The organism is Acinetobacter sp. Brlt_5, from assembly GCF_051949055.1.
GTDB lineage: Bacteria > Pseudomonadota > Gammaproteobacteria > Pseudomonadales > Moraxellaceae > Acinetobacter > Acinetobacter indicus.
This window is the reverse complement of record NZ_JAYJLP010000012.1, coordinates 28,215-51,843: the sequence shown is the minus strand read 5'-3', so window position 1 is coordinate 51,843 and position 23,629 is coordinate 28,215. Positions and strand designations below refer to the sequence as shown.

General features: G+C 47.6%; 17 protein-coding genes and 1 tRNA gene. 8 read left to right on the top strand and 10 right to left on the bottom strand.

The annotated features are described in order from the left end of the window. Positions 1-2: 2 nt before the first annotated feature. The 3 genes from rlmD (at position 3) to VF685_RS09490 (ending at position 4,452) form a co-directional block, all read left to right on the top strand. Complete coding sequence (gene rlmD / locus VF685_RS09500; protein ID WP_160240988.1) at positions 3-1,394, top strand: 23S rRNA (uracil(1939)-C(5))-methyltransferase RlmD; 1,392 nt, start codon at positions 3-5, stop codon at positions 1,392-1,394. A gap of 31 nt (positions 1,395-1,425) precedes the next feature. Then, entirely contained in the window at positions 1,426-3,732 is a 2,307-nt protein-coding gene (locus tag VF685_RS09495) for a RelA/SpoT family protein (RefSeq protein ID WP_045796610.1), read from the top strand. A gap of 75 nt (positions 3,733-3,807) precedes the next feature. Next, on the top strand, positions 3,808-4,452 hold the full coding sequence (locus VF685_RS09490; RefSeq protein ID WP_168414260.1) for a 4'-phosphopantetheinyl transferase family protein: 645 nt from the start codon (positions 3,808-3,810) through the stop codon (positions 4,450-4,452). A gap of 48 nt (positions 4,453-4,500) precedes the next feature. Here the strand turns inward: VF685_RS09490 and secF are convergent, their stop codons facing one another. The 8 genes from secF to queA all read right to left on the bottom strand — a co-directional run bounded on the left by secF (position 4,501) and on the right by queA (position 12,811). Beyond that, entirely contained in the window at positions 4,501-5,472 is a 972-nt protein-coding gene (gene secF / locus VF685_RS09485; RefSeq protein ID WP_171521963.1) for a protein translocase subunit SecF, read from the bottom strand. An 8-nt stretch (positions 5,473-5,480) separates the two neighbouring features. Beyond that, entirely contained in the window at positions 5,481-7,382 is a 1,902-nt protein-coding gene (gene secD, locus VF685_RS09480) for a protein translocase subunit SecD (RefSeq protein WP_286384590.1), read from the bottom strand. Between the two features lie 53 nt (positions 7,383-7,435). Further along, positions 7,436-7,765 carry a preprotein translocase subunit YajC gene (gene yajC, locus VF685_RS09475; protein WP_005180065.1) on the bottom strand — a complete coding sequence of 110 codons (330 nt, stop codon included), beginning with the start codon at positions 7,763-7,765 and terminating at the stop codon, positions 7,436-7,438. Between the two features lie 102 nt (positions 7,766-7,867). Beyond that, on the bottom strand, positions 7,868-8,998 hold the full coding sequence (gene tgt, locus VF685_RS09470; RefSeq protein WP_075167471.1) for a tRNA guanosine(34) transglycosylase Tgt: 1,131 nt from the start codon (positions 8,996-8,998) through the stop codon (positions 7,868-7,870). 137 nt (positions 8,999-9,135) lie between these two features. Next, positions 9,136-9,960 (bottom strand): DUF4303 domain-containing protein, encoded by an 825-nt coding sequence (locus tag VF685_RS09465; protein ID WP_286384589.1) that lies wholly within the window; start codon positions 9,958-9,960, stop codon positions 9,136-9,138. 187 nt (positions 9,961-10,147) lie between these two features. Further along, positions 10,148-10,714 carry a LemA family protein gene (locus VF685_RS09460; RefSeq protein WP_104472048.1) on the bottom strand — a complete coding sequence of 189 codons (567 nt, stop codon included), beginning with the start codon at positions 10,712-10,714 and terminating at the stop codon, positions 10,148-10,150. Between the two features lie 22 nt (positions 10,715-10,736). Next, positions 10,737-11,762 carry a hypothetical protein gene (locus VF685_RS09455; RefSeq protein WP_286384588.1) on the bottom strand — a complete coding sequence of 342 codons (1,026 nt, stop codon included), beginning with the start codon at positions 11,760-11,762 and terminating at the stop codon, positions 10,737-10,739. An 11-nt stretch (positions 11,763-11,773) separates the two neighbouring features. Continuing rightward, positions 11,774-12,811, bottom strand: coding sequence for a tRNA preQ1(34) S-adenosylmethionine ribosyltransferase-isomerase QueA (gene queA, locus VF685_RS09450; RefSeq protein ID WP_286384587.1), 1,038 nt, complete (start codon positions 12,809-12,811; stop codon positions 11,774-11,776). Between the two features lie 179 nt (positions 12,812-12,990). On the opposite strand from queA, the gene VF685_RS09445 reads away from it, so the two are divergent. Then, positions 12,991-13,077 (top strand) — tRNA-Leu (locus VF685_RS09445). A 289-nt stretch (positions 13,078-13,366) separates the two neighbouring features. Here VF685_RS09445 and VF685_RS09440 read toward each other — a convergent pair. Further along, complete coding sequence (locus VF685_RS09440) at positions 13,367-15,604, bottom strand: NADP-dependent isocitrate dehydrogenase (protein ID WP_163145441.1); 2,238 nt, start codon at positions 15,602-15,604, stop codon at positions 13,367-13,369. Between the two features lie 785 nt (positions 15,605-16,389). Here VF685_RS09440 and VF685_RS09435 point away from each other — a divergent pair. The 3 genes from VF685_RS09435 (at position 16,390) to VF685_RS09425 (ending at position 21,441) form a co-directional block, all read left to right on the top strand. Beyond that, positions 16,390-17,664, top strand: a complete 1,275-nt coding sequence (locus VF685_RS09435) for a GAF domain-containing sensor histidine kinase (RefSeq protein ID WP_160242824.1) — start codon at positions 16,390-16,392, stop codon at positions 17,662-17,664. A gap of 75 nt (positions 17,665-17,739) precedes the next feature. Then, positions 17,740-20,490 carry a bifunctional [glutamate--ammonia ligase]-adenylyl-L-tyrosine phosphorylase/[glutamate--ammonia-ligase] adenylyltransferase gene (gene glnE, locus VF685_RS09430; protein WP_286384586.1) on the top strand — a complete coding sequence of 917 codons (2,751 nt, stop codon included), beginning with the start codon at positions 17,740-17,742 and terminating at the stop codon, positions 20,488-20,490. Positions 20,491-20,514: 24 nt separating this feature from the next. After that, a complete protein-coding gene (locus VF685_RS09425) occupies positions 20,515-21,441 on the top strand; it encodes a branched-chain amino acid transaminase (RefSeq protein ID WP_104472055.1) in 927 nt (308 codons plus the stop codon). A 58-nt stretch (positions 21,442-21,499) separates the two neighbouring features. On the opposite strand, the gene VF685_RS09420 is transcribed toward VF685_RS09425, so the two are convergent. Further along, positions 21,500-22,669: a nucleotide sugar dehydrogenase gene (locus VF685_RS09420; RefSeq protein ID WP_440203622.1), complete on the bottom strand. Its 1,170-nt coding sequence runs from the start codon at positions 22,667-22,669 to the stop codon at positions 21,500-21,502. Between the two features lie 162 nt (positions 22,670-22,831). On the opposite strand from VF685_RS09420, the gene VF685_RS09415 reads away from it, so the two are divergent. Further along, positions 22,832-23,602, top strand: coding sequence for a glycosyltransferase (locus VF685_RS09415; protein WP_075174841.1), 771 nt, complete (start codon positions 22,832-22,834; stop codon positions 23,600-23,602). Positions 23,603-23,629 lie beyond the last annotated feature (27 nt).

Here is a 23,629-nt window from a genome sequence, read left to right as displayed (position 1 = left end):
TCATGAAACATCGTCCATCCGCTCGTCCAGCTCAACCCCTGATCCATACCTTTCAGGTTGAGTCGCTGTCCCATGAAGGGCGCGGGATTGCACACTATGGTTCACAGCCTGAACATCCGCAGGATAAACACGGCAAGAAGGTGTTTATTCAGGGTGCCTTGCCGGGTGAAACAGTCAAAGCACGGATTCATCATGTCACCAAACGGTTAGAAGAAGCCGACTGTATCGAACTGTTATCTGCACCTGCCGAGATGCGGGTCGAGCCGCCGTGTCCGTATTTTGGTGTCTGTGGCGGCTGCAATATGCAGCATATCCAGCTGGATGAGCAGATTCGTTTAAAACAGGATGTACTCAAGTCGCACCTGCAGCATTTTGCCGGCATTCAACCGGATGAATGGCTGACACCGTTACGTTCAACCCGGGAGGATTATCGCCGCCGTGCCCGGATCGGGGTGCGTTATTTCCCGAATAAAGACAAACTGGTGGTCGGTTTCCGGGAACGCCAGAGCAACCGGCTGACCTCAATTGACCGCTGTCTGATTCTGGACCGTGAACTCGGTTCAATCACCCGCCTGAAACAACTACTCCAAAGTCTAAAAGGCAAAGCCGACATTGGTCATGTAGAATTGGCAATGGGTGACACGGAAATTGCCCTGTTGGTCCGGCATACGGAAAAATTATCTGAGTCAGATGTCAACCAACTGCTCAAATTTGCGTTACAGAAACAATGGCAACTGTATCTGCAGCCTGCGGGACCAGACAGTGTGCAACGTGTAGATCAACCTGATCAGGCCATGCGTCTGCATTATGCACTGCCGGAATTTGAGCTGAAATTTGCTTTCCATCCGCTGGATTTTACCCAGGTAAATTCCACCGTGAATCCGCAAATGGTCAAGCTGGCATGTGATTTGCTTCAGTTGCAGGCAGGTGAGCGTGTGCTGGATCTGTTTTGTGGATTAGGCAATTTCTCTTTACCTTTGGCGCGCTGTGTCGGCGAAAACGGTACGGTGGTTGGCGTGGAAGGTTCAGATGAAATGGTGCATCGTGGTGCGGAAAATGCCCAGCTGAACGGGTTAACTCAGGTGAAATTCTTTTCACAAGATTTAACAAAAGATTTTTCGCATCATTCTTGGGCAAATCAAGGATTTGATGCATTATTGATTGACCCTCCGCGCTCCGGTGCCGAGGAAGTCATGCATTATGTGCCCAAATTTGGTGCGGCAAGAATCGTTTATGTGTCATGTAATCCGGCTACACTTGCAAGGGATGCGGGGATGCTGGTGCAACAGGGCTATCGTTTAAGCAAAGCCGGGGTGATGGATATGTTTAGCCATACCGGTCATGTAGAATCGATTGCCTTATTTGAGCAAGAAAAATCAATAAACGATTTATAGAAAATGAAGTATATAGAGGTAGGAGTAGGGTATGGTCACAGTACGTGAACAACTTCCTGGACGATTAAACGAATTGTCTGAGGAAACGACTGTAGAACATGCCGAGCAAGCACGACAGGATCTGGCAGAATGGCTGGACCGGGTTCGTGACATCTTAGATGGGGCAGCATTAGCAAAACTCGAAGAAGTTGCCACCTATACGTTACAAAAAGAGCTGGAAACGACAGTCAAGCACCGGTCCAATACCTTGTATACCGGAATTGAAATGGCCGATATTCTGGCGCATTTGCATGTCGATGAAGATACTTTGTCGGCTGCCATGCTGTACCGCAGTGTGCGTGAAGGGGTGATGACCCTGGAAGAGGTGCGTGAGCATTTCGGTGACAGCGTACATACCCTGGTCAAAGGCACCCTGTCGATGGGTAAGCTGTCCGAGCTGATTGAAAAGAATAAACGGCTGGAAGATCACTTCAATAACAACCAGCGCGAGCATCTGACCGGTATCTACAAAATGCTGATTTCGGTCACTGAAGATGTGCGTGTGGTGCTGATCAAGCTGGCTGAACGTACCTATGCCTTACGTGAACTGACCACTGCGTCCAAAGAACGTCAGGAACGGGTGGCGCGTGAAATTCTGACCATTTACTCGCCGCTGGCGCACCGTCTGGGTATTGCCCAGTTAAAATGGGAGCTGGAAGATCTGGCTTTCCGTTATCTGGCGCCGGACCGGTATAAAGAAATTGCGTCTTTACTGAATGAAAAGCGGCTAGAACGTGAGCAATATATCCAGTTTGTGATTGATAAGCTCAAGAGCGAGCTGGCGGCGCATGGCATTGAGTCGGAAATTACCGGCCGGGTTAAACACATTTATTCGATTTATCGGAAAATGAAGAGCAAAGACCTGAGTTTCGACCAGCTTTATGACATTCGTGCAGTGCGGGTACTGGTCAAAACCATTCCGGAATGTTATCACTCACTCGGTATCGTACATCAGCTGTGGCGGCATATTCCGCATCAGTTTGATGACTACATTACCAATCCGAAAGCCAATGGTTATCGCTCGCTGCATACTGCAGTGATTGCTGAAAACAAGTCGCTGGAAGTGCAAATCCGTACCATGGAAATGCATGAAGAGGCGGAACTTGGCGTGTGTTCGCACTTTAACTATAAAGAAGGCAGCAAAACCACCGATCATTCCTTCAATCATCGTTTGCATTCTTTGCGTGCGGTGCTGGAGCATTATCAGGAACGTAACGACGCCAGTGCGCATAAGTCCGATGATGAAACTGAAAACTTCGAGCAGCTGCAAGAGTTTGAAGATTTTGAAAAGATTTATGTGTTTAGCCGCGATGGGGATATTAAAGAATTACCGCGTGGCTCGACCGTGCTGGACTTTGCCTACCATGTACATACCGAAGTCGGTAACAAGTGTTATGCCGCGCGGGTCAATCAGCGTTATGTGCCGCTGACCTATACCTTAAAAACCGGTGAACAGGTCGAAATTCTGACCAAGAAAGACCGTGAACCAAACCGCGACTGGCTGGTGAACTCACTCGGTTATATCAAGACTGCGCGGGCGCGTGACAAGTTACGCCACTGGTTCAGACAGCAGGACCGCAGCAAGAATCTGGAAATTGGCCGTGATATTCTGAATAAGGAATTGTCGCGTCTGGCGATTCACCCGAAAAGTATCGACTTGAATGATTACTGCAATCACTTTAATGTCAAACTCGGTGAAGACATTCTGATTGGTCTGGTCAATGGTGAAATCAGCCTGCATGCGCTGATTAACCAGGTTAACCGGCATATGCATCTGGATCAGGATGAACCGGAACTGGTATTAAAACCAACCCTGAATCCGCGAGCCAGCCATACTTTGTCGGCGCATGGTATTCTGATTGATGGTCTGGATAACGTCGAGCTGCATATTGCCCAGTGCTGTCAGCCGGTGCATGGTGAATCCATTGCCGGCTATATCACCCTGAATCGCGGCGTGAGTATCCATAAGGTGGCCTGTCCGGATTATGTACGCATGATCAGCCAGGAGCCAGAACGTGCGGTGGAAGCCGACTGGGAAATGCAGCCAACCCGTGGTCAAAGCGTGCAGATTGTGGTGGAAGCCTATGATCGCCGTGGTCTGCTGAAAGATCTGACTCAGGTGATTTTCTCCGATCAGATTAATATTCGTCAGGTGAATACCATTTCCGAAAATGATGGTATTGCCAATATGAAGCTGTTAATTGAAGTCAAAGGTCTGGCGCAATTGTCACGTCTGCTGGCACGTTTGGAGCAGCAGCCGGGGATTATCAGCGCACGTCGTCTGGTGCAGGGCAATTAAACTTTCTTTCTTATCTTTGAAAAAACCAGTGATCTTGATCGCTGGTTTTTGTTTAGGCAGGGAATGCGTCCACACATGAGCGCACAGATCATTCTAGAATTGGCCCATCTGGCACAGATTGCACCGCAGCAGCCGGCGCTGGAGCGTAAAGCGCACATCCAGCAGCAAAAGCAGGCCATTTATGCTTTTCGTAACCAGCGCCTATCGGCCTATTTAAACGCGCCAATCTGCTCGGATGATTTTGCCCGTACTGCGTATGGCAAGCCGTTTTTACCTGCGTATCCGCAGTTGGCCTTGAATCATAGCCACAGCCGTCAGCATTATGCGCTGGCCTATAGCGAGCAGCTGCAAGATGTTGGGGTGGATGTTGAGGATCTGGATCGCAAGGTGCGCTTTGAAAGTCTGGCCAGGCACATGTTTCATCCGGCTGAATGGGAATTGTGGCAGGCTTATGGCCAGGAGACAGATTACTGGTTTAAGGTCTGGACCACCAAGGAAGCCGTCCTGAAAGCGTCAGGGCTGGGTATTCGCATGAGTCTGAACCAGCTGAATAGCGGGGTTCATCCGCATCAGCAGGATGGGTTTTGTCATCATGAGAGCTTGGGCACGTTTGCCTATCAGCATCTGAAGATTGGTGGTTGTATGCTGACCGTGGCCTGGCGTTCTGAACGTTCCTGTAAGGGATTTCAGTTTCCTAAGTTGCAACTGATTCGCCATTAAAAAAGCCCATCCGGAGATGGGCTTTTATGGGTACAGAAAGGAAAAGAATTAAGGAATTTCTTCCTCTTCAAATTCCGGCTTCACCTGCACAATAAAGTCTTGACGGTTCAGACCACGCCACAGTGCAAAGGCGGTACCAATATAAATCGAAGAATAGGTTCCGACAAAGACACCGACAAACATGGCAATCGAGAACCATTTCAGGCCATCACCACCCATCAGCATCATCGCCACCACCACCAGTAACAGCGTCATCGAGGTGTGGATGGTACGACGTAAGGTTTCGGTTAAGGCAATATTGACCACTTCCAGCGGCGAAGCGCCCCGAATTTTACGGAAGTTTTCCCGAATACGGTCCGAAACTACAATGTTATCGTTAAGCGAGAAGCCGATAATTGCCAGCATGGCTGCCAATACGGTCAGGTCAAACGGCCATTGCATCATCGCAAAAATACCCACAGTCACGATAATATCGTGGAACAGGGATAACACCGCACCCATCGCCAGTTTGAACTCGAAGCGGATGGTGACATAAATCAGCATCAGGATCAGTGCCAGTGCTACGGCACCTGCAGAACGTACATACAGCTCGTTACCGACCTGACCGCCGACCACATCAACCTTGGTTACATCAGCGCTGTTGCCCGGCAATTGTGCCGCGGCGGTAATGGTCTGGGTCAGGTCTTCGACTTCAATCTCGTCCTGCACCGGCATACGCACCATCAGGTCACGTTCAGAACCCAGGGTCTGTACCACCGGATCACGGAAACCGGCCTGTGTCAGGGCAGAAGAGACATCGCTGGCTTTCACTGGATTGCTGTAATTCAGCTCTGCGGCAATACCGCCGGTAAAGTCCAGACCCAGATTTAAGCCTTTGGTGGCAATAAAGAAGATGCTGGCCACGGTTAAAATGATCGAAAGCAATGCCGCCGGCAACGCAATCTTCATAAACGGAATGACGCACTCATCATCCGGCCGGCCGTATTTTTTCGGATTCAGTTGAGTATTCTCAGTCATCATCGATCTCCTTAAATGCTCAACTTTTTCAGGTTACGGCGTTTGCCATAAATGATCTGTACAATCGCACGGGTTACGGTAATGGCCGTAAACATCGAGCAGACAATACCAATCATTAGGGTCACGGCGAAGCCTTTAATCGGACCGGTACCAATCGCGAACAGAATGAACGCCACCAGGAAGGTGGTTAAGTTCGAGTCGAAAATGGTGTTATAGGCCCGGTCATAACCGGCTACGATGGCCTGTTTTGGTGAGGCCCCCCATTTGATCTCTTCCCGTATCCGCTCACAGATCAGGACGTTGGCATCGACCGCCATACCAATGGTAATCACGATACCGGCAATACCTGGCAAGGTTAAAGAAGCACCAATCCATGACATCACTGTCAGGATCATCGCCAGGTTAAATACCAGCGCGAAGTTGGCAATCACACCAAACAGACGGAAGAACACCACCATCCAGATCGCAACCAGAATAAAACCGATCTGGGTCGAGGTTACGCCCTTGTCGATATTTTCCTGACCCAGACTAGGACCAATCACACGTTCTTCAACGAAGTACATTGGCGCAGCCAGGGCACCGGCACGTAACATCAGTGCCAGTTCAGCCGCTTCTTGCGGTGAATCCAGACCGGTAATCCGGAACTGTGAACCTAATACCGCCTGAATGGTTGCGGCGTTAATCACGACTGATTCTGTATATGGGGTACGCACTTCAGTCTGGATGCCGGTTTCCGGATCAGTTACATAGCTGATGCGCTGCTTGTTCTCAATGAACAGAACCGCCATACGTTTACCGACTGCATTACGGGTCGCGTCTGCCATCAGCTTACCGCCTGCAGAGTCGAGGGTAATATTTACCTCGGCACCGCCAGTATCCTGACTAAAGCCACTCGATGCATTCTGTACGCGCTCACCGGTTAAAATACGGCTACGGTTCAGCAGCAACTGACGGCCACTGTCGAGCGATTCAAAGGCAAAGGCTTCAGTGCCCGGTGGTAAGGTCTGGCTGCTGAGCTGACCGGTATACGGGTCAATATGCTGATCATTCAGATCAGAGACCAGACGGAATTCCAGGTTCGCAGTACGACCCAGAACACGCTTGGCTTCAGCGGTATCCTGTACACCCGGCAATTCCACCACAATACGGTTGCTGCCTTGGGTTTGGACCAGTGCTTCGGCCACACCTAACTCGTTAATACGGTTACGCAGCGTGGTCAAGTTCTGGTTCACGGCATAGGATTCAATTTCCTGCTTGCGCGTGTCGGTATAGGTCAGGCGCAACATGGCACCATCTGTGGTGGCCAGTGCCTGCTGGTTAAACTCGTTGCCGTTACGGCGCAAGAAGTCCATTACGGCTGAGCGGTCGTCATTGTTGGCGAACTGCACGGTAATGGTGTTGTTATTCAAAGACAGGCTGTTGAATTTCAGCTTGTTGTCGCGCAGTTGGCGACGCAGGTCAGTCGCAGAGGTTTCCATGCGCTGGCTGATGGCCTTGTCCATATCCACTTCCAGCAGGAAGTGAACACCACCACGCAAGTCCAGACCCAGTTTCATTGGCTTGGCGCCAATTTTCTGTAGCCATTCAGGAGTGGTTGGCGCTAGGTTGAGGGCCACGACATAATCATCACCCAAGCCCTGACGTAATGCATCTTTGGCTTTAAGCTGTGCTTCGCTTGAGTCCAGACGCAACAGGGCTGCGTTATTGGTAAAGCTGTTGTCATGGCTGGCAATATTTTCTGATTTTAGAATTTGCTCTGCTTTTTGTACGATGCTTTGGTCAATTTGGGTACCGGCTTTGGCCCCAGAAATCTGAACCGCAGGTTCATCTGGATACAAACTTGGCAGGGCATATAATGTACTCACCACCAGAACCACAAGGATGAGTAGATATTTCCATGCTGGGTAACGCATTTAATTTTCTTCTTAAAATGAAAAAGTCGTGCGGGCGCACGACTAATTTTTGATTAAAGGTTGTTTAATGTGCCTTCAGGCAGAACTGAAATCACACTGGCACGCTGAATTTTTACTTCTACGCCGCGGTTCAGTTCAACCACTGCAAAATCACCTTCAAGTTTGGTGATTTTGCCCATCAGGCCACCAGCAAACACCACTTCGCTGCCTACGCCCAGGCTGTCGATCAGGGCGCGGTGTTCTTTGGCACGTTTTGATTGCGGGCGCCAAATCAGGAAGTAGAAAATTGCAATAAATACTGCAATCATCAAAAGGTTAGCAACCATGCTTGGTTGTTGTGCAGCTTCACCTGCTGCGTGAGCAGTAGAAATAAAAAGGCTCATTTCATTTTCCTAAACTAAAAACTGGAATCAATAACATTGATAATAAATTGACTTGTTCTGCAATTTACCCTGTCTTTTTCTTCAGCGCAAATACTGAAAAGATTAATCTTGTGGACAAGGCGGCACATCCAGACCGCGACGGGCGTAAAAGTCCTGTACAAAGTCATCAAAAGTGCCATTGTCCAAGGCATTACGGATATCTTGGGTAAAGCGTTGGTAATAGCGCAGGTTATGGATGGTACCGAGCATTGAACCGAGCATCTCGCCGCATTTTTCCAGATGGAACAGGTAGGCGCGGGTAAAGTTCTTGCAGGTATAGCAGTCACAGTGCGGATCGAGCGGGCTCTGGTCATGACGGTATTTACTGTTACGAATCCGTACCAGACCATCGGTCACGAAATAATGACCATTACGGGCATTCCGGGTTGGCATTACGCAGTCAAACATATCGACACCGCGGCGAATCCCTTCCACGATATCTTCCGGTTTGCCGACACCCATCAGGTAACGTGGTTTATCTTCCGGCATTTTGTTCGGCAGATAATCCAGTACCTTGATCATTTCTTCTTTTGGTTCACCGACTGACAGACCGCCAATGGCATAACCATCAAAACCGACGTCTAGCAGACCATTTAAAGACTCATCACGTAAATCTTCATACATCCCGCCCTGAATAATCCCGAACAGGGCATTTTTATTTTCAAGGACATTGTGATGATGTTCTTTACAGCGTTTGGCCCAGCGTAACGACAGCTGTAAAGATTTCTGTGCTTCTTCATGGGTCGCTGGATACGGCGTACATTCATCAAAAATCATGACGATGTCTGAGTTCAGAACCTTCTGGATTTCCATGGAAATTTCTGGAGAAAGGAATACTTTGGAGCCGTCAATTGGTGAACGGAAAGTAACGCCTTCTTCTTTAATCTTGCGCATGGCACCCAGACTAAAGACCTGGAAACCGCCAGAATCGGTCAGAATCGGCTTGTCCCATTTCATGAATTCGTGCAGGCCACCATGTTCTTTAATGACATCCAGACCCGGACGCAAATACAGATGGAAGGTGTTGCCTAAAATAATTTGTGCTTGAATGTCTTCAATATCACGCGGGAGCATACCCTTAACGGTGCCATAGGTTCCGACAGGCATAAACACAGGGGTTTCCACCACACCATGTTCAAGAGTTAAACGACCACGACGGGCGCGACCCGATTGGCCTAATTTTTCAAACTTCATACAGGTTCCAAATCAAGGCGAAAAAACAGTTCGCTGATTGTTTGCGCTAAAAGTTCATCATTTTCCTAGATTCTGCCGTGAATTGCTAGTTTTGATGCGTTTTCTTGGGCAAATATTGTGGAGGAAAATCATGGCAATTACATGGCATAAAACTGCTGAATCCGTTGCTGGATTTCATCTTTCGGGAGGGCAAACAGGCCCTGTTCATTACTGTCCATGGCAGCAATCGAGTGAATCAGACGCTGGATATACAGATTGCTGTCAATAAAGCCCGGTTCTAGCGTCAGCAAATAGGCGGCGTGGGCTATTTCCAGGTAATCATAAGGTTCAATTTCCAGCAGCTGCGCCAGATCAATCAGCAGGTCTTTATCAATCTGCTGTAATTTTATCGCTGGTGGATGGGATGAAGCATCCAGCAGAGCAGGGCGCTGTTGATGGGCCAGAAATTCTGCCAGTAAGGGGCTCTGCGTATTCAGCAGCCGTGCAGAGTCCGCTGTCATTTGTGGCTGTTTGGCCACCTGCATAAAAAACACCATTGAACTCAGGTCCAATCCATAGGCATTCGACAAGGCGTGTCGGGCTTGCTGAAACACATTTAGTAAAACCTGTAGATGGTTCTGTTGCTCGGAGTCACGCTGCTGGGCCAGTGGATGCCCAAAGATATGGCGCTGCTGGAAATAGTCTGTGAACAGGCGTTTAAACTGATTCAAATGCTGCTGATGTGGCTGGCTGCGATAGCGCCATTTCTGGGCCGACCATTTGTGATGGTCTGACAGATACTGGGCCGGATCTTCCTGCTCGCTAAACAGGCTGCGCCGGGTGGAAATGGCCAGATATTCAAAACCCAGATATTCATTCAGCACCAGGGCGCAGGCATAAATATGGTCCTGTTCATACTGCTCATAGAGTTGAAAAAACTCGTGAATGAGCGCCGCTTGAAAGCTCTGCAGGTGTTCTAACATGGTCGAAACTAACTTTTTTATTTTTTAATCATGCTGAGGTAATGCCTGAGCTGTTATTGATATTTTGCTCAGTGTTCTGATTGTGACAAAGCACAGCCAATTGTCAACCGGATGTCATCTGCGTGGGAGAAATCTCGCTGTAATCATGACAGGCGGTTTGACATTTAATCAAGAGGTCATCTTGGTTTTAAAAATTCGGGCGATACTCAAAGCCTTGCTGCATGCTTGGATCACGGAACGGGCGAATGGCTTTTTTGCCCAAAGTTAAGGTGTTAATGATGTTGTTTGGGAAAATTTGAATCTGGTTATTAAACAGCTCGACATTGCGGTTAAAAATGGTAATCGCAGCACCGACATTTTCATTCTGTTCTTCAATTTCGTGCATCATTTTTAAATAGATGTCATTGGCTTTCAGCTCAGGATAGTTCTCGACCACCACGTTTAGGTTGTGCAGCAGCTCTTTACTCAAACGCTCAATATGTTGCAGCTGGGCGCTGTCGGTACTGTCCAGTTTCAGGTTTAACACGTTCTGGCGCAGTTCAGTCACTTTGGCCAGCGTGCCCTGTTCAAAACTGGAATATTGCTCCACCACTGGAATCAGCTGTTCCAGAATTTTGACTTTCTGGCGTTCGTAACTGGTGACATCGGCCCAGGCACGAATACTGGCATTGTGATAACGCACAATATTGTTGCGAATCAGAATCCCGATAATCAGCACGGCCAGAATAATAGCCAGAAAAATCATCAATCCCATAGAAATCTCCCCACGTCCAAATTTATAAAAGCTGCAGCAAATGGCGTTGTAATTGTTCTAGATACGGTAATTTAAATGTACGCAGATGTCCACGTAAAGCCGAAATATCCTGAATGGTTTTATAGTTGCTGCTGGCCTGAAACAGGTTCTGGCTACCTACATAGCACAGGATTTTCTGTTCAGGATGAAACAGCAGATCGCCGGGCTGCGCGTTCAGGAAATTGGCCAGTTTCAGCACCACCGCCGGAGTCAGCTGCCGGGCCATCTGGTGGGTATCGGTGCCATAGATGTTTAACTGCCGGTTAATCTGAATATCACTGGTATGCCACGGCTGGGTATAGGGGTAGGCAAAGCTTTTGCGCTGCGAGCTGAGCGCCAGTCCCTGTAACTCGACCCCAAAGACAATGGCACCCCACAGGAATTTTTCAATTTCTTTGAGCCGCATTTTGTTGCCATTCTGGTCTTGGACCTGAATTTCAGAGACATAGCGATATTCAAACAGCATCACCTGATAGGTCTGGCCCTGTTCATCCTGCCAGTGGGTCAGAGCATAGCGGCGAATGTCATTGCTGAGATTGCCTTGCTGGAACAGCGGAAACAGCTGTTTGATTTGCGCAATAAAACGGACCGGCTGGAAGATGATCTGTTCATGCCGGGGAATGCTGTTAAAGGCCAACTGATACTTGAGCGCCAGTGCCTGTTGCTCCAGTTCCTGAATGGCATTGGTGATTGGGCGGCTGGATTCATAACAGAGAAACGCACCAAAGATCAAAAGGCCTCCCAGCAGCAGACACAGCTGCAAGGCCCAGTGCGCCGGGGCCAGCCAAAACAGCAGGATCAGTATCAGGCCGATGATGCCAAGCAAAATTGGCAGCTTGTTTTCAAAACGCAGGCTGATCGGGGCATTCCAGGGATGCAGCCGGTCGAGCAGTTCCTGCTGAGATTTGGCCTGGGCACCAATCTCCCAGAGCCGGGCGAGATTATTCCACACCAGCTGATTCTTCTTGCGGCGAATATGGATGCTGTGCTGAATATTCTCGATTGGCATGGGGCAGTGCTCTAGCTGTGGGCCTGATCAATCAGCATGGCATCGCCATAACTGAAGAAGCGGTAACGCTGCGCGACTGCATGTTGATACGCACGCATGATATTTTCACGACTCGATAGGGCCGACACCAGCATCAGCAGGGTTGATTCAGGCAAGTGGAAGTTGGTGATCAGGCGATCCACCACTTTAAATTTATAGCTCGGATAAATGAAAATCTGAGTATCACCGGTCCAGGCCACCAGTGTGCCGCCGTGTGCCTGTGCTGCACTTTCGACTGCACGGGTGGCCGTGGTGCCAACTGAAATGACTTTATTGCCACGTGCTTTGGCCTGCTGGATCATCTCCACAGCGGCGGCTGGTACATCACACCATTCGCTGTGCATGATATGGTTTTCAATATCAGTGGTGCGTACCGGCAGGAAGGTTCCAGCACCGACGTGCAAGGTTACAAAGGTTTTTTGAATGCCTTTGGCTTCAAGCTTGGCCAGCAGTTTGGCATCAAAATGCAGGCTGGCAGTCGGGGCGGCAACACTGGCCAGTTTGGTCGGATCATTAAATACGGTTTGATAGCGTTCGGTATCAATCGCTTCTGCTTCACGGTTAAAGTACGGTGGAATAGGCAGGGCACCGTAGCGATCCAGCACCTCTAGAATGGGCTGGGAAAACTCGACAATAAACAGGTTCTCATGCCGGCCTTGTACCGTGACTTTCACTTCATCTGGACCAATGAAGAGTTCAGCACCAGCTTTTGGTGAATTGCTGGCTTTAATATGACAATGCGCAATAAACTGATCTTGCATGCGTTCAACCAGCACTTCCACAGCGCCACCGGTAGCACGTTTACCTTTCAGGCGGGCTTTCATGACTTTGGTGTCATTTAAGACCAGCACATCACCAGCTTCAAGTAAATCGACAAGATCGGTAAATTGATGATCTTGATACTGACCTTCGGCATTGACATGCAGCAGGCGTGAGGCGCTGCGCTGTTCCAGCGGGTAACGGGCAATCAGTTCATCAGGGAGATCGAAATTAAAATCAGAAAGTTGCATGGTTAAATAAATGCGCAAAACAATAACAGGATTGGGCGTAGTATATGCGTTTTTTGGTTTTATCGCTGAAATTGCCTAATTATAAGACAAAAAAAATCGGGTTGATTTATTTTTAAACAAATATGGGAGGCGAGCGTTGACAAGCGGGTGAAACAGTTTATTATACGCATCAACACCTTCCCGAGGTGGTGAAATTGGTAGACGCGGCGGACTCAAAATCCGCTGTCAGAGATGACGTGTCGGTTCGAGTCCGACCCTCGGGACCACAGATTCTAAAGAACCCCAAGCATATTCAGACTTGGGGTTTTTTTATTGCCTGAAAAATAAGAAGAATCAGATTATTCTAAAAAAATGATTGGATGTCGTGGAATAGAAAGGATGAATAATCAAGATACCTATCAAGATATAAGTAAGCAGCTCCACCTTTTACGGCATCACTGAATGGTTAAATTCATCCCTGATCGCTTGTTAATCTAATGGTATTAAATATCAAAAAACCGGCGCCTAAGCACCGGTTTTATTCACTTTACAAGCTTTAAAGCTAGTACAGCCTGATTAAGCGTTTAGTGATTCAATGATTTGGTTCAATGTAACACTTGGACGCATTACAGCATTTACTTTCGCAGGATCAACTGCATAGTAACCACCGATATCTACAGATTGGCCTTGAACTGCATTCAATTCGCTTACGATTTTCTCTTCATTTTCAGCAAGAGATTGAGCGATCGGTGCAAATTTCGCTTTCAATTCTGTATCTTCGTCTTGCGCTACAAGCTCTTCAGCCCAGAATTTAGCCAGGTAGAAGTGGCTGCCACGGTTGTCTAACTCGCCAGTACGACGTGATGGAGACTTATCATTGTCAAGCAATTTACCAGTCGCAGCATCCAGTGTTTTTGCAAGCAGTTTCGCACGTGCATTGTTTTCTTTAATGCCCATTTCTTCCAGAGAAACAGCCAATGCCAGGAACTCACCTAAAGAATCCCAACGTAAGTGGTTTTCTTCAACTAGCTGTTGTACGTGTTTTGGTGCAGAACCACCGGCACCTGTTTCGTACATACCGCCACCAGCCATTAACGGCACGATTGACAGCATCTTCGCAGATGTACCCAGTTCCATAATCGGGAACAGGTCAGTCAGGTAGTCACGTAAGATGTTACCAGTTACAGAAATGGTATCCAGGCCACGAGCAACGCGCTCAAGCGTATAACGCATTGCACGGACTTGTGACATGATCTGGATGTCTAAACCGTCTGTATCGTGATCTTTCAGGTATTTTTGTACTTTCTTGATCAGTTCATTTTCGTGTGGACGGTACGGGTCTAACCAGAAGATGGCTGGCATACCAGAGTTACGTGCACGTGTAACAGCCAGTTTCACCCAGTCGCGGATTGGTGCGTCTTTCACCTGACACATACGCCAGATGTCGCCTTCTTCCACGTTTTGAGACATCAACACTTCACCTGTTTCCAGATCCGTGATGTTGGCAACACCCGCTTCAGGAATTTCGAAAGTCTTGTCGTGTGAACCGTATTCTTCCGCTTTTTGCGCCATCAGACCAACGTTAGGCACAGTACCCATGGTACGTGGGTCGAAGTTACCATTCCATTTACAGAAGTTGATCATTTCCTGGTAAATACGCGCGAAAGTCGATTCTGGCATTACTGCTTTACAGTCGTAAGGCTTGCCGTCAGCACCCCACATTTTACCGCCAGAACGGATCATTGCTGGCATAGATGCGTCAACAATTACGTCGTTCGGAGAGTGGAAGTTAGTGATGCCTTTTGCAGAATCCACCATCGCCAGTGCAGGACGGTGTTCTTGACACGCGTGCAGGTCTTCGATGATTTCTTCACGTAAAGAAGTTGGCAGGGTTTCGATCTTCTCGTAAAGACCGGCCATACCATTATTGACATTAATGCCTAACTCGTCGAACAGTTTGCCATGTTTTTCGAAAGCATCTTTGTAGTAAATTTTCACACAGTGACCGAATACGATCGGGTGTGAAACTTTCATCATGGTCGCTTTTACGTGTAAAGAGAACAGGATGCCGGCTTCTTTACAGTCATCCAATTCTTTTTCATAGAAGTCGCAAAGCGCTTTTTTGCTCATGAACATCGAGTCGATGATTTCACCGTCTTGCAGCGCAACTTTTGGCTTCAGAACAATGGTTTCACCTGACTTGGTGATCAGTTCCATTTTCACGTTACGCGCGCGGTCTAAAGTCATGGACTTTTCGCCATGGTAGAAGTCGCCTTCGTCCATGTGAGAAACGTGAGTTTGTGACCACTGTTTCCACTCGCTCATTGAGTGCGGGTTTTTCTTCGCGTAGTTCTTTACTGCAGTTGGTGCGCGACGGTCAGAGTTACCTTCACGTAATACCGGGTTTACTGCAGAGCCCAGGCATTTGCCATAACGGGTCTTGATTGCCTTTTCTTCCTCAGTGGTCGGGTTTTCAGGGTAATCAGGAACCGCATAGCCTTTAGACTGAAGTTCTTTGATACATGCAGTCAACTGAGCAACAGAAGCACTGATGTTTGGAAGTTTGATGATGTTCGTATCTGGATCTTGTGTAAGACGACCTAGCTCTGCGAGGTTGTCAGTGACCTTTTGCTCGTCGGTGAGGTAGTCAGAAAATTCTGCGAGCACGCGTGCGGCCACGGAGATGTCACTTTTAACGATCTCTACGCCGGCCGGCTTAGTAAAGGTCTCAATAATCGGCAGCAGCGAATAAGTCGCCAGTAATGGCGCCTCGTCAGTCAGTGTGTAAATGATGGTTGACTTTCCACCAGCCATATATAGCCCCTTGCGTTGATTGAGTTTTGAGGGGGTGAAAGTGATGAATCAGCCCCTGCGAACCGGTTTGCTTAAGTAAAACCTTGAGAGTATCGACCCTCAAGCCTTTTCAGTCAACGTAATATCCGTGATAACGACATTTCGCTGAAAAATGATGCATTTTAATTCGTGATATTTGTGCCTGATTTGAATTCACGCTTGCCTGTTTGGGGAAGAAAAACACTTAAAAAGCCGTCTTTTTTCCTTCAAACTCGATCATTCCATTCAGCACATCTGTTAATCAGATTTGAATGATCAACCTGATTTTTTTGATACCAATAAGACAGGTTGATCATGTAATGAAGATTCACTGATCAGGCGGATATATTATCGCCCAAAAACATGAACAGAATATGTAAAACTAAAGTAACGTGCTGATCCCATCATCCGGTGAAAATTAACCCGGAAATTCTCTTAAAAATCCGATGAGTTTAAAGAAATCATACCTATTACCACACTGAAAAAAAAAAGTGTATAAAAATGTGCCAATTTATTTTTAACCAAAATCAGTTAAAGTAGTTTGCTGTTTAAAAAGAGATAAACAAAAGTAGTGAATTTATTTAATAAATGTAATAAAAATATACCTTTTGTTAAAATTTTTTCAGGTTACAAATTAATGAAGGAGCTTGGTTTATTCTTTTGGGTTTGGTGTTATATTCTCTGTTAAAGTTTGTTAACCGGGCTGAGCAATCGGCTTTAAAAATGGCCTAAATATTCTATAAGAATGGATCTCGGATGAGGCAGATATGAAGTTGCAGTTGCTTGAAATAGGTTCAGAAACTGAACAGCTGAGTGCATGCAGGTTGTCTCTGTTATTGGGGGTATTTACTGCCACCAATCAGATTGAGCGTTTTTTATCATCTGCCCGTAAAATTTTAGGGGTAGAGCGTTCCGCACTGGCCTTCGAGGGCGAACCCTATTTATGGTATGCTCATCAGGACTGTTTTAAAGCCTTTATTGCACCCGATCATATCCAGATTGTCGAACTGTTTGATGGTCAGGACTGCATTCATACCGAGCATCCTCACTATATACAACTGGTTGAGCGTATTGGTTCTTTAGGCGTAGAAGCAAAACGCTTTATGGCCTTTGATCTGAAAATGTCCGATGGTCGTTCGATTGGACAAATCCTGTTTTTCGACCAGAACGAGCAGCCTTTTTCGCTACAGGCGATTGAAATTCTCAGTGATCTGGCCACCAACCTGGTGAATTATCTGGAGTTAAAAGCCGAGCATGCTGAACTAAAAGAAATGTATGAGCAGCAGGCCGCGCTGAATTTTAGTAAAACCAAGTTTTTCCAGATTATTGCGCATGACTTGAGAGCGCCGTTTCATGGCCTGCTCGGTTTTTCCGAAGTTCTGGCGCAAGAACGCGAAACGCTGGATGATTCCAGTGTGCAAAATATTGCCGACTATTTATATGATACTGCGCAATCGACCTATAACCTGCTGGAAAGCTTGTTGAACTGGGCTATGGCAGAAGGCGGCCGCTTTATCTATCATCCAATTAACTTTAAGCTGCAACAGTCGTCGAAAATTGTCTGCGATGTGCTGAACAGTCTGGCGGTGAAAAAGAATATTCAGCTGATTAACCAGATTGATGATGATATTAAAGTCTATGCCGACATTAATATGATTACCTCAGTTATCCAGAACCTGGTGTCGAATGCGCTGAAATTCACCCCGACGGATGGTACCGGCAAGGTGACTTTACGCGCCGAACAGGCAGATGATGGCGTGCATATCTATATTCAGGATACTGGTCTGGGCATGAGCCAGTCGCAAATGGAACAGCTGTTCCAGGCAGCGGTCACGGCCAGTAGCAAAGGTACAGCCGGTGAAAAAGGTACTGGTCTGGGCTTAGTATTGTGTAAACGTTTTGTCGACCTGAACAAAGGCGAAATTGTGGTGGAATCCAATGAAGGCGAAGGAACCACCTTTATTGTGACCTTGCCGCAGGCCACCAGCGCGCATCAGGCTTTAATGCCGGAGGATATACAGTTCGAAAAAGTAAAAATGTAGAAAACGCAATTTTCTTTTCCCCTCTAGCCAGACTCCTGATATAACTAGAAAAAACAGTCAGCTTTGGGTGTGTGAATGAATACGGAACAATTGCGCAAAACCTTAGGTGCCAGCCAATATGCAGAACAGGTATTGGCCAAGCACCAACCCCTCTTAGAACAAGATTATGCAGTTGACCGGTTTTTAACCCCTTTAAGCACCCAGCAGATTCAGCACACCGTGCAAACGACCTTGCAGGATATTCAGGATGAAGCCGAGTGGATGCGTAGTCTGCGGATTTTACGTGCCCGGCTGATGTTTCGCTGGATCTGGCAAGATGCCAACCAGTTAACCGATGTGGTCACCCTGACCCGTGAACTGTCCGATTTCGCCGATGCCTGTGTAACGGCGGCCAAAGATTTTGCCCGGATGCCCTTGGTGGCCAAGCATGGCGAGCCGGTAGGCTATAACGGCAAGGTGCAGGACCTGATTGTGATTGCCATGGGTAAACATGGCGCGCAGGAACTGAATTTATCCAGCGATATTGACCTGATTTTTGCCTTCGATGAGCAGGGCGAAACCAACGGCCGTAAATGCATTGATGTGCAGCAGTTCTGTATTTTATGGGGACAGAAACTGATTTATCTGCTCGACCATATCACCGCCGATGGCTTTGTGTTCCGGGTCGATATGCGCCTGCGTCCCTGGGGCGATGGTTCGGCCCTAGCGATTAGCCATGTGGCGCTGGAAAAATATTTAAGCCAGCACGGCCGTGAATGGGAACGCTATGCCTGGATCAAGGCACGCATTGTCACCGGAGGCAAAGAAGGGGATGAACTGCTGGAGATGACCCGGCCGTTCGTGTTCCGCAAATATGTCGATTACACCGCCTTTGAAGCCATGCGTGAAATGAAGGCCATGATTGAGCGCGAAGTGCAGCGCCGTCATCTGGAAGATGATATTAAACTCGGCGCTGGCGGGATTCGTGAAGTCGAGTTTATTGTGCAGGTGTTTCAACTGATTTATGGCGGGTCCAAGCTGGAGCTACAAGACCGGCAATGTCTGGTCAGCCTGAATCATCTGGATGAAGCTGAATTGCTGGACAGCAAAGCCGTGGCCGAGCTGGAAGATGCCTATTTATTTCTGCGCCGGGTTGAACATGCGATTCAGGCGCTGAATGACCAGCAAACCCAGTCCTTACCGACCGAGCCAGAATTGCGTCAGCGTTTGATCAGCACTTTAGGTTTTGCGAGCTGGCCAGATTTTATGGCTTTTCTAGATGAAAAACGCGCCAAGGTCATCTATCAGTTTGAGCATTTAATTAAAGAAAAAGAACCTGATCCGCTGGTCGAAAGTTTTAGCCAGCTGGAACAGCGCCTGAATGAAGTGCTGGATGATCAGGCCAAAAATCTGGTGCATGAATTCTGGTATGGACATGCGCTGAAAAAATTACCGGCCAAAGCGGTACAGCGTCTGAAAACCTTCTGGCCGCATCTGGTCGAAGCAGTGTTGCAGTCAGATATGCCGCAAGTTGCGCTGGTACGGTTGATGCCGTTGGTGGAATCGGTAATGCGCCGTACCGTGTATCTGGTGATGCTGATTGAAAGCAAAGGCGCATTGCAACGTCTGGTAAAAATGGCCACCGTCAGTCCATGGATTTGTGAAGAGCTGACCCATTATCCGGTGCTGCTGGATGAGTTTCTGTCGATGGATTTTGAATTGCCGAAACGTCAGGATCTGGAAGATTCCTTGCGTCAGCAATTGCTGCGGATTGAGGTCGATCAGGTCGAAGACCAGATGCGGGTACTGCGCCTGTTTAAAAAATCCAATGTACTGGCAGTGGCAGCCAGTGATGTGCTGGCCGAAAGTCCGCTGATGAAAGTTTCTGATGCGCTCACCGATATTGCTGAAGTGTCAGTCAATGCTGCCTTGCATCTGGCTTATCAGATTACCGCGAAAAAACATGGTTTCCCGCTGGATGCTGAAGGTCAGCGCTGTACGCTGGATCAGATGGCTTTTACCGTGATTGGTTATGGCAAGGTAGGCGGGATTGAACTCGGTTATGGCTCAGATCTGGATCTGGTCTTTATTCATTATATGGATGAACAGGCCGATACCGACGGGCTTAAACCCATCAGCGGTTTTGAGTTTGCGATGCGGGTGGGGCAAAAGTTTGTGTCATTGATGACCACCCAAACTTTAGATGGCCGCGTTTATGAAGTCGATACCCGGTTACGTCCGTCTGGGGAAGCGGGACTATTGGTCACCAGCCTGAAAGCATTTGAGCATTATCAGCTAAAAAGTGCCTGGCTGTGGGAGCATCAGGCATTGGTGCGCGCGCGCAGTATTGCCGGTGAACGCTGCCTTCGGGACAAGTTTGAGCAGCTACGCTGCCGGATTTTGACCCAGCCGCGTGAACAGGCGCATGTGCGTGCCGAAGTACTGAAAATGCGCCAGAAGATGAAAGACCATCTCGGTTCATCAAATGAGCAAAAAAAAGATGGAATTTTTCATTTAAAACAGGATGCAGGTGGTATCGTTGATATCGAATTTATGGCACAGTATGCGGTGTTAGCGTGGAGTGGGACGAATAAAGATCTCGCCCATTACTCCGACAATGTACGAATCCTTGAGGATGCCGCAAAGACAGGTTGCTTATCCAGCAACGATGCGACTGCTCTGATTCAAGCTTATCTCCGTGAACGCGCAGAGAGCCACCGCTTAGCCCTTGCAAATCAATCCATGCAAGTGTCTGCAAGCGACTGGCACGATACCCGAATGACCGTTTGCAAGTTATGGCAAAGACTGATTGATCCAGCTGCAGCATTTGCGCTGGAGAGTGAATAATTGTGAAAAATTGGAGTTTATGGCATGAATTTGGCTGATCGTGATGGTTTTATTTGGCAAGATGGACAACTGGTTGACTGGCGTGAGGCCAAAACTCACGTGTTGACCCATACCCTGCATTACAGCATGGGTGTGTTTGAAGGTGTCCGTGCCTATGAAACCCCGAATGGAACGGCTATTTTCCGTCTAAAAGAGCACACAAAGCGTTTGTTAAATTCTGCAAAAATTTATCAAATGAAAGTGCCGTTTGATCAGGCAACTTTAGAGCAGGCACAAATTGATGTGGTGCGTGAAAATAAACTGGCATCTTGCTATTTACGTCCAATCATCTTTATTGGTTCTGAAAAACTCGGTATTGCGGCAACAGACAACACCATTCATGCCGTGGTTGCAGCGTGGAGCTGGGGTGCTTACTTGGGTGAAGAGGCAATGGCGAAGGGTATTCGTGTAAAAACTTCATCATTTACCCACCATCATCCAAACGTGACCATGTGTAAAGCCAAAGCGTCTGGTAACTATACGCTGTCGATTCTGGCACACCAAGAAGTGGCGCATTCAGGTTATGACGAAGCGATGCTGCTGGATCCACAAGGTTATGTATGCCAAGGTTCAGGCGAGAACGTATTCTTGGTACGTGATGGCGTAATTCACACTCCAGACATCGCTGGTGGCGCATTAGACGGTATTACTCGTCAATCGATTATTACCATTGCTAAAGACTTGGGTTATGACGTGGTTGAGCGCCGTATTACACGTGACGAATTCTATATTGCCGATGAAGCCTTCTTTACGGGTACGGCTGCAGAGGTCACCCCGATTCGTGAATACGATGACCGTCAGATTGGTGAAGGTGTTCGTGGTCCAATCACCACGCAAATCCAGAAAGCCTACTTTGATGCAGTGCAGGGCAAAGACCCGAAATATGCACACTGGTTAACTTACGTAAAATAAGTGCAAACTGTAAAAAAGGACTCAGATGAGTCCTTTTTTATAGGCTGGGAAAATGTTCTTAATCATCCATACCAAAAATATCGCGGCTATAGACTTTCTCCAGCACCTCTGCCAGCTCATCGGACTGGCGATTGGCAACAATCACATCGCTATATTGTTTAAATTCATCCAGATCCTGCATAACTTTGGAGTGAAAGAATTCATCTTCCTGCAAGGTCGGCTCGTAAATCACCACTTCCACGCCACGGCCTTTGATGCGTTTCATCACCCCCTGAATGGCCGATGCCCTGAAGTTGTCTGAACCACTTTTCATGACCAGACGGTAAATACCGACCACTTTCGGGTTGCGTTGCAGGACGGACTGGGCAATAAAATCTTTACGGGTGGCATTGGCATCGACAATGGCCTGAATTAAATTGCTCGGTACATTGTGATAGTTGGCCAGCAGCTGCTTGGTGTCCTTGGGTAGGCAGTAGCCGCCATAGCCAAAGGATGGGTTGTTATAATATTTGCCAATCCGCTGATCCAGACAGACGCCATCAATAATCTGTCGGGTATCCAGCTGAAATAGCTGTGCATAGGTGTCCAGCTCATTGAAATAGGCCACGCGCATAGCCAGATAGGTGTTGGCAAATAGTTTGATGGCTTCGGCTTCGGTGGAACCGGTAAAGAGCACCGGGCAGTCTTTTTTGATGGCACCTTCGAGTAGCATGTCGGCAAAGAGTCGGGCACGCTCTGACTGTTCACCGACAATAATCCGTGAGGGATACAGGTTGTCGTGTAGGGCTTTGCCTTCACGTAAAAACTCCGGTGAAAAAATGATGTTGCCGCTGCGATATTTCTGTTTGATTTTTTCAGTAAATCCGACCGGAACGGTGGATTTGATGATCATGGTGGCGCAGGGATTAATCGACAGCACATCTTTTATCACGCTTTCGACACTGTCGGTATTAAAATAATTGGTCTGCGGATCGTAATCGGTCGGGGTGGCGATAATCACATAATCAGCATCCTGATAGGCATCGGCCTGATGCAGGGTGGCTTTAAAATTCAGGTCTTTATTTTTCAGGAAGTCGCTAATTTCAGGGTCTTGCAGGGGAGAAATGCCATAATTCAGCAGTTCGACTTTTTCAGGAATGATATCGAGCGCCACTACTTCATGCTGCTGCGCAAAAATCATGGCATTGGAAAGGCCAACATAGCCGGTACCGACAATACTAATTTTCATAATCTATTGTTGTTCTGTGATGAGTTCTAATCTGCATCTTGAATGTGCAAGTTCGATGACGTTTTTCTGACAGTTATTTTGCAGTGGCTTTTCTTTGCAGCCATTCTGCTAATTTGTAACTCTGTGATATGATGGCGCCATTGCTCAGGTGGATCATGCGGCATGGCTTTACATGAAACAGAGATGAACTCTCAATCTTCTTTAATGCAGGAACAGAATGTTGTTCTGTGCATGAAATGGGGAACCAAATACGGTTCGGAATACGTTAACCGTTTGTACAATATGGTCAAACGCCATACCACAGTCGACTTTAAAATGGTCTGCCTGACTGACCGTACTGAAGGTATTAATCCGGAAGTGGAATGTTTCCCGATCCCGCCTTTAGCTTTGCCAGAAGGGGCGCCTGAGCGTGGCTGGAACAAGCTGTCGACGTTTGAGCCAGATTTATATGGCTTGACAGGCAATGCGCTATTTCTGGATTTAGATGTGGTCATTGTCGACAATATCGATGCATTTTTTACCCATCCGGGTGATTTTCTGATTATTCATGACTGGAAACGTCCATGGCGAATTACCGGCAACAGTTCGGTCTATCGTTTTAAACTTGGTGCTTTTCCGGGATTATTGCCGTATTTCCGTGAGCATTTTGATGAGATCCGTCAGAAGTTCCGTAATGAACAGGCTTATTTATCCTGGTATGTTGATCAGGAGAAAAAATTAAGCTACTGGCCAGAGAGCTGGTGTAAAAGCTATAAATATCATTGTCTGCAAAAGATTCCGATGGCCTATTTTAAGCCGCCGGTGAAACCGGAAGGTGCCAAAATTATTATTTTCCATGGGGAAATTAATCCACCAGATGCAATTCATGGTGGTGGAGGGAAATGGTATCGCTATGTGTTGCCGTCGGATTGGATTAAAGAGGCTTGGCAGTAAGTGAAGCAACATCCTGCATTAAATCAT

Bases quoted from the DNA above. Each gene is read 5' to 3' on its own strand.
- rlmD (WP_160240988.1), top strand. From the start codon at position 3: ATGAAACATCGTCCATCCGCTCGTCCAGCTCAACCCCTGATCCATACC.
- VF685_RS09495 (WP_045796610.1), top strand. From the start codon at position 1,426: ATGGTCACAGTACGTGAACAACTTCCTGGACGATTAAACGAATTGTCT.
- VF685_RS09490 (WP_168414260.1), top strand. From the start codon at position 3,808: ATGAGCGCACAGATCATTCTAGAATTGGCCCATCTGGCACAGATTGCA.
- secF (WP_171521963.1), bottom strand. From the start codon at position 5,472: ATGATGACTGAGAATACTCAACTGAATCCGAAAAAATACGGCCGGCCG.
- secD (WP_286384590.1), bottom strand. From the start codon at position 7,382: ATGCGTTACCCAGCATGGAAATATCTACTCATCCTTGTGGTTCTGGTG.
- yajC (WP_005180065.1), bottom strand. From the start codon at position 7,765: ATGAGCCTTTTTATTTCTACTGCTCACGCAGCAGGTGAAGCTGCACAA.
- tgt (WP_075167471.1), bottom strand. From the start codon at position 8,998: ATGAAGTTTGAAAAATTAGGCCAATCGGGTCGCGCCCGTCGTGGTCGT.
- VF685_RS09465 (WP_286384589.1), bottom strand. From the start codon at position 9,960: ATGTTAGAACACCTGCAGAGCTTTCAAGCGGCGCTCATTCACGAGTTT.
- VF685_RS09460 (WP_104472048.1), bottom strand. From the start codon at position 10,714: ATGGGATTGATGATTTTTCTGGCTATTATTCTGGCCGTGCTGATTATC.
- VF685_RS09455 (WP_286384588.1), bottom strand. From the start codon at position 11,762: ATGCCAATCGAGAATATTCAGCACAGCATCCATATTCGCCGCAAGAAG.
- queA (WP_286384587.1), bottom strand. From the start codon at position 12,811: ATGCAACTTTCTGATTTTAATTTCGATCTCCCTGATGAACTGATTGCC.
- VF685_RS09440 (WP_163145441.1), bottom strand. From the start codon at position 15,604: ATGGCTGGTGGAAAGTCAACCATCATTTACACACTGACTGACGAGGCG.
- VF685_RS09435 (WP_160242824.1), top strand. From the start codon at position 16,390: ATGAAGTTGCAGTTGCTTGAAATAGGTTCAGAAACTGAACAGCTGAGT.
- glnE (WP_286384586.1), top strand. From the start codon at position 17,740: ATGAATACGGAACAATTGCGCAAAACCTTAGGTGCCAGCCAATATGCA.
- VF685_RS09425 (WP_104472055.1), top strand. From the start codon at position 20,515: ATGAATTTGGCTGATCGTGATGGTTTTATTTGGCAAGATGGACAACTG.
- VF685_RS09420 (WP_440203622.1), bottom strand. From the start codon at position 22,669: ATGAAAATTAGTATTGTCGGTACCGGCTATGTTGGCCTTTCCAATGCC.
- VF685_RS09415 (WP_075174841.1), top strand. From the start codon at position 22,832: ATGGCTTTACATGAAACAGAGATGAACTCTCAATCTTCTTTAATGCAG.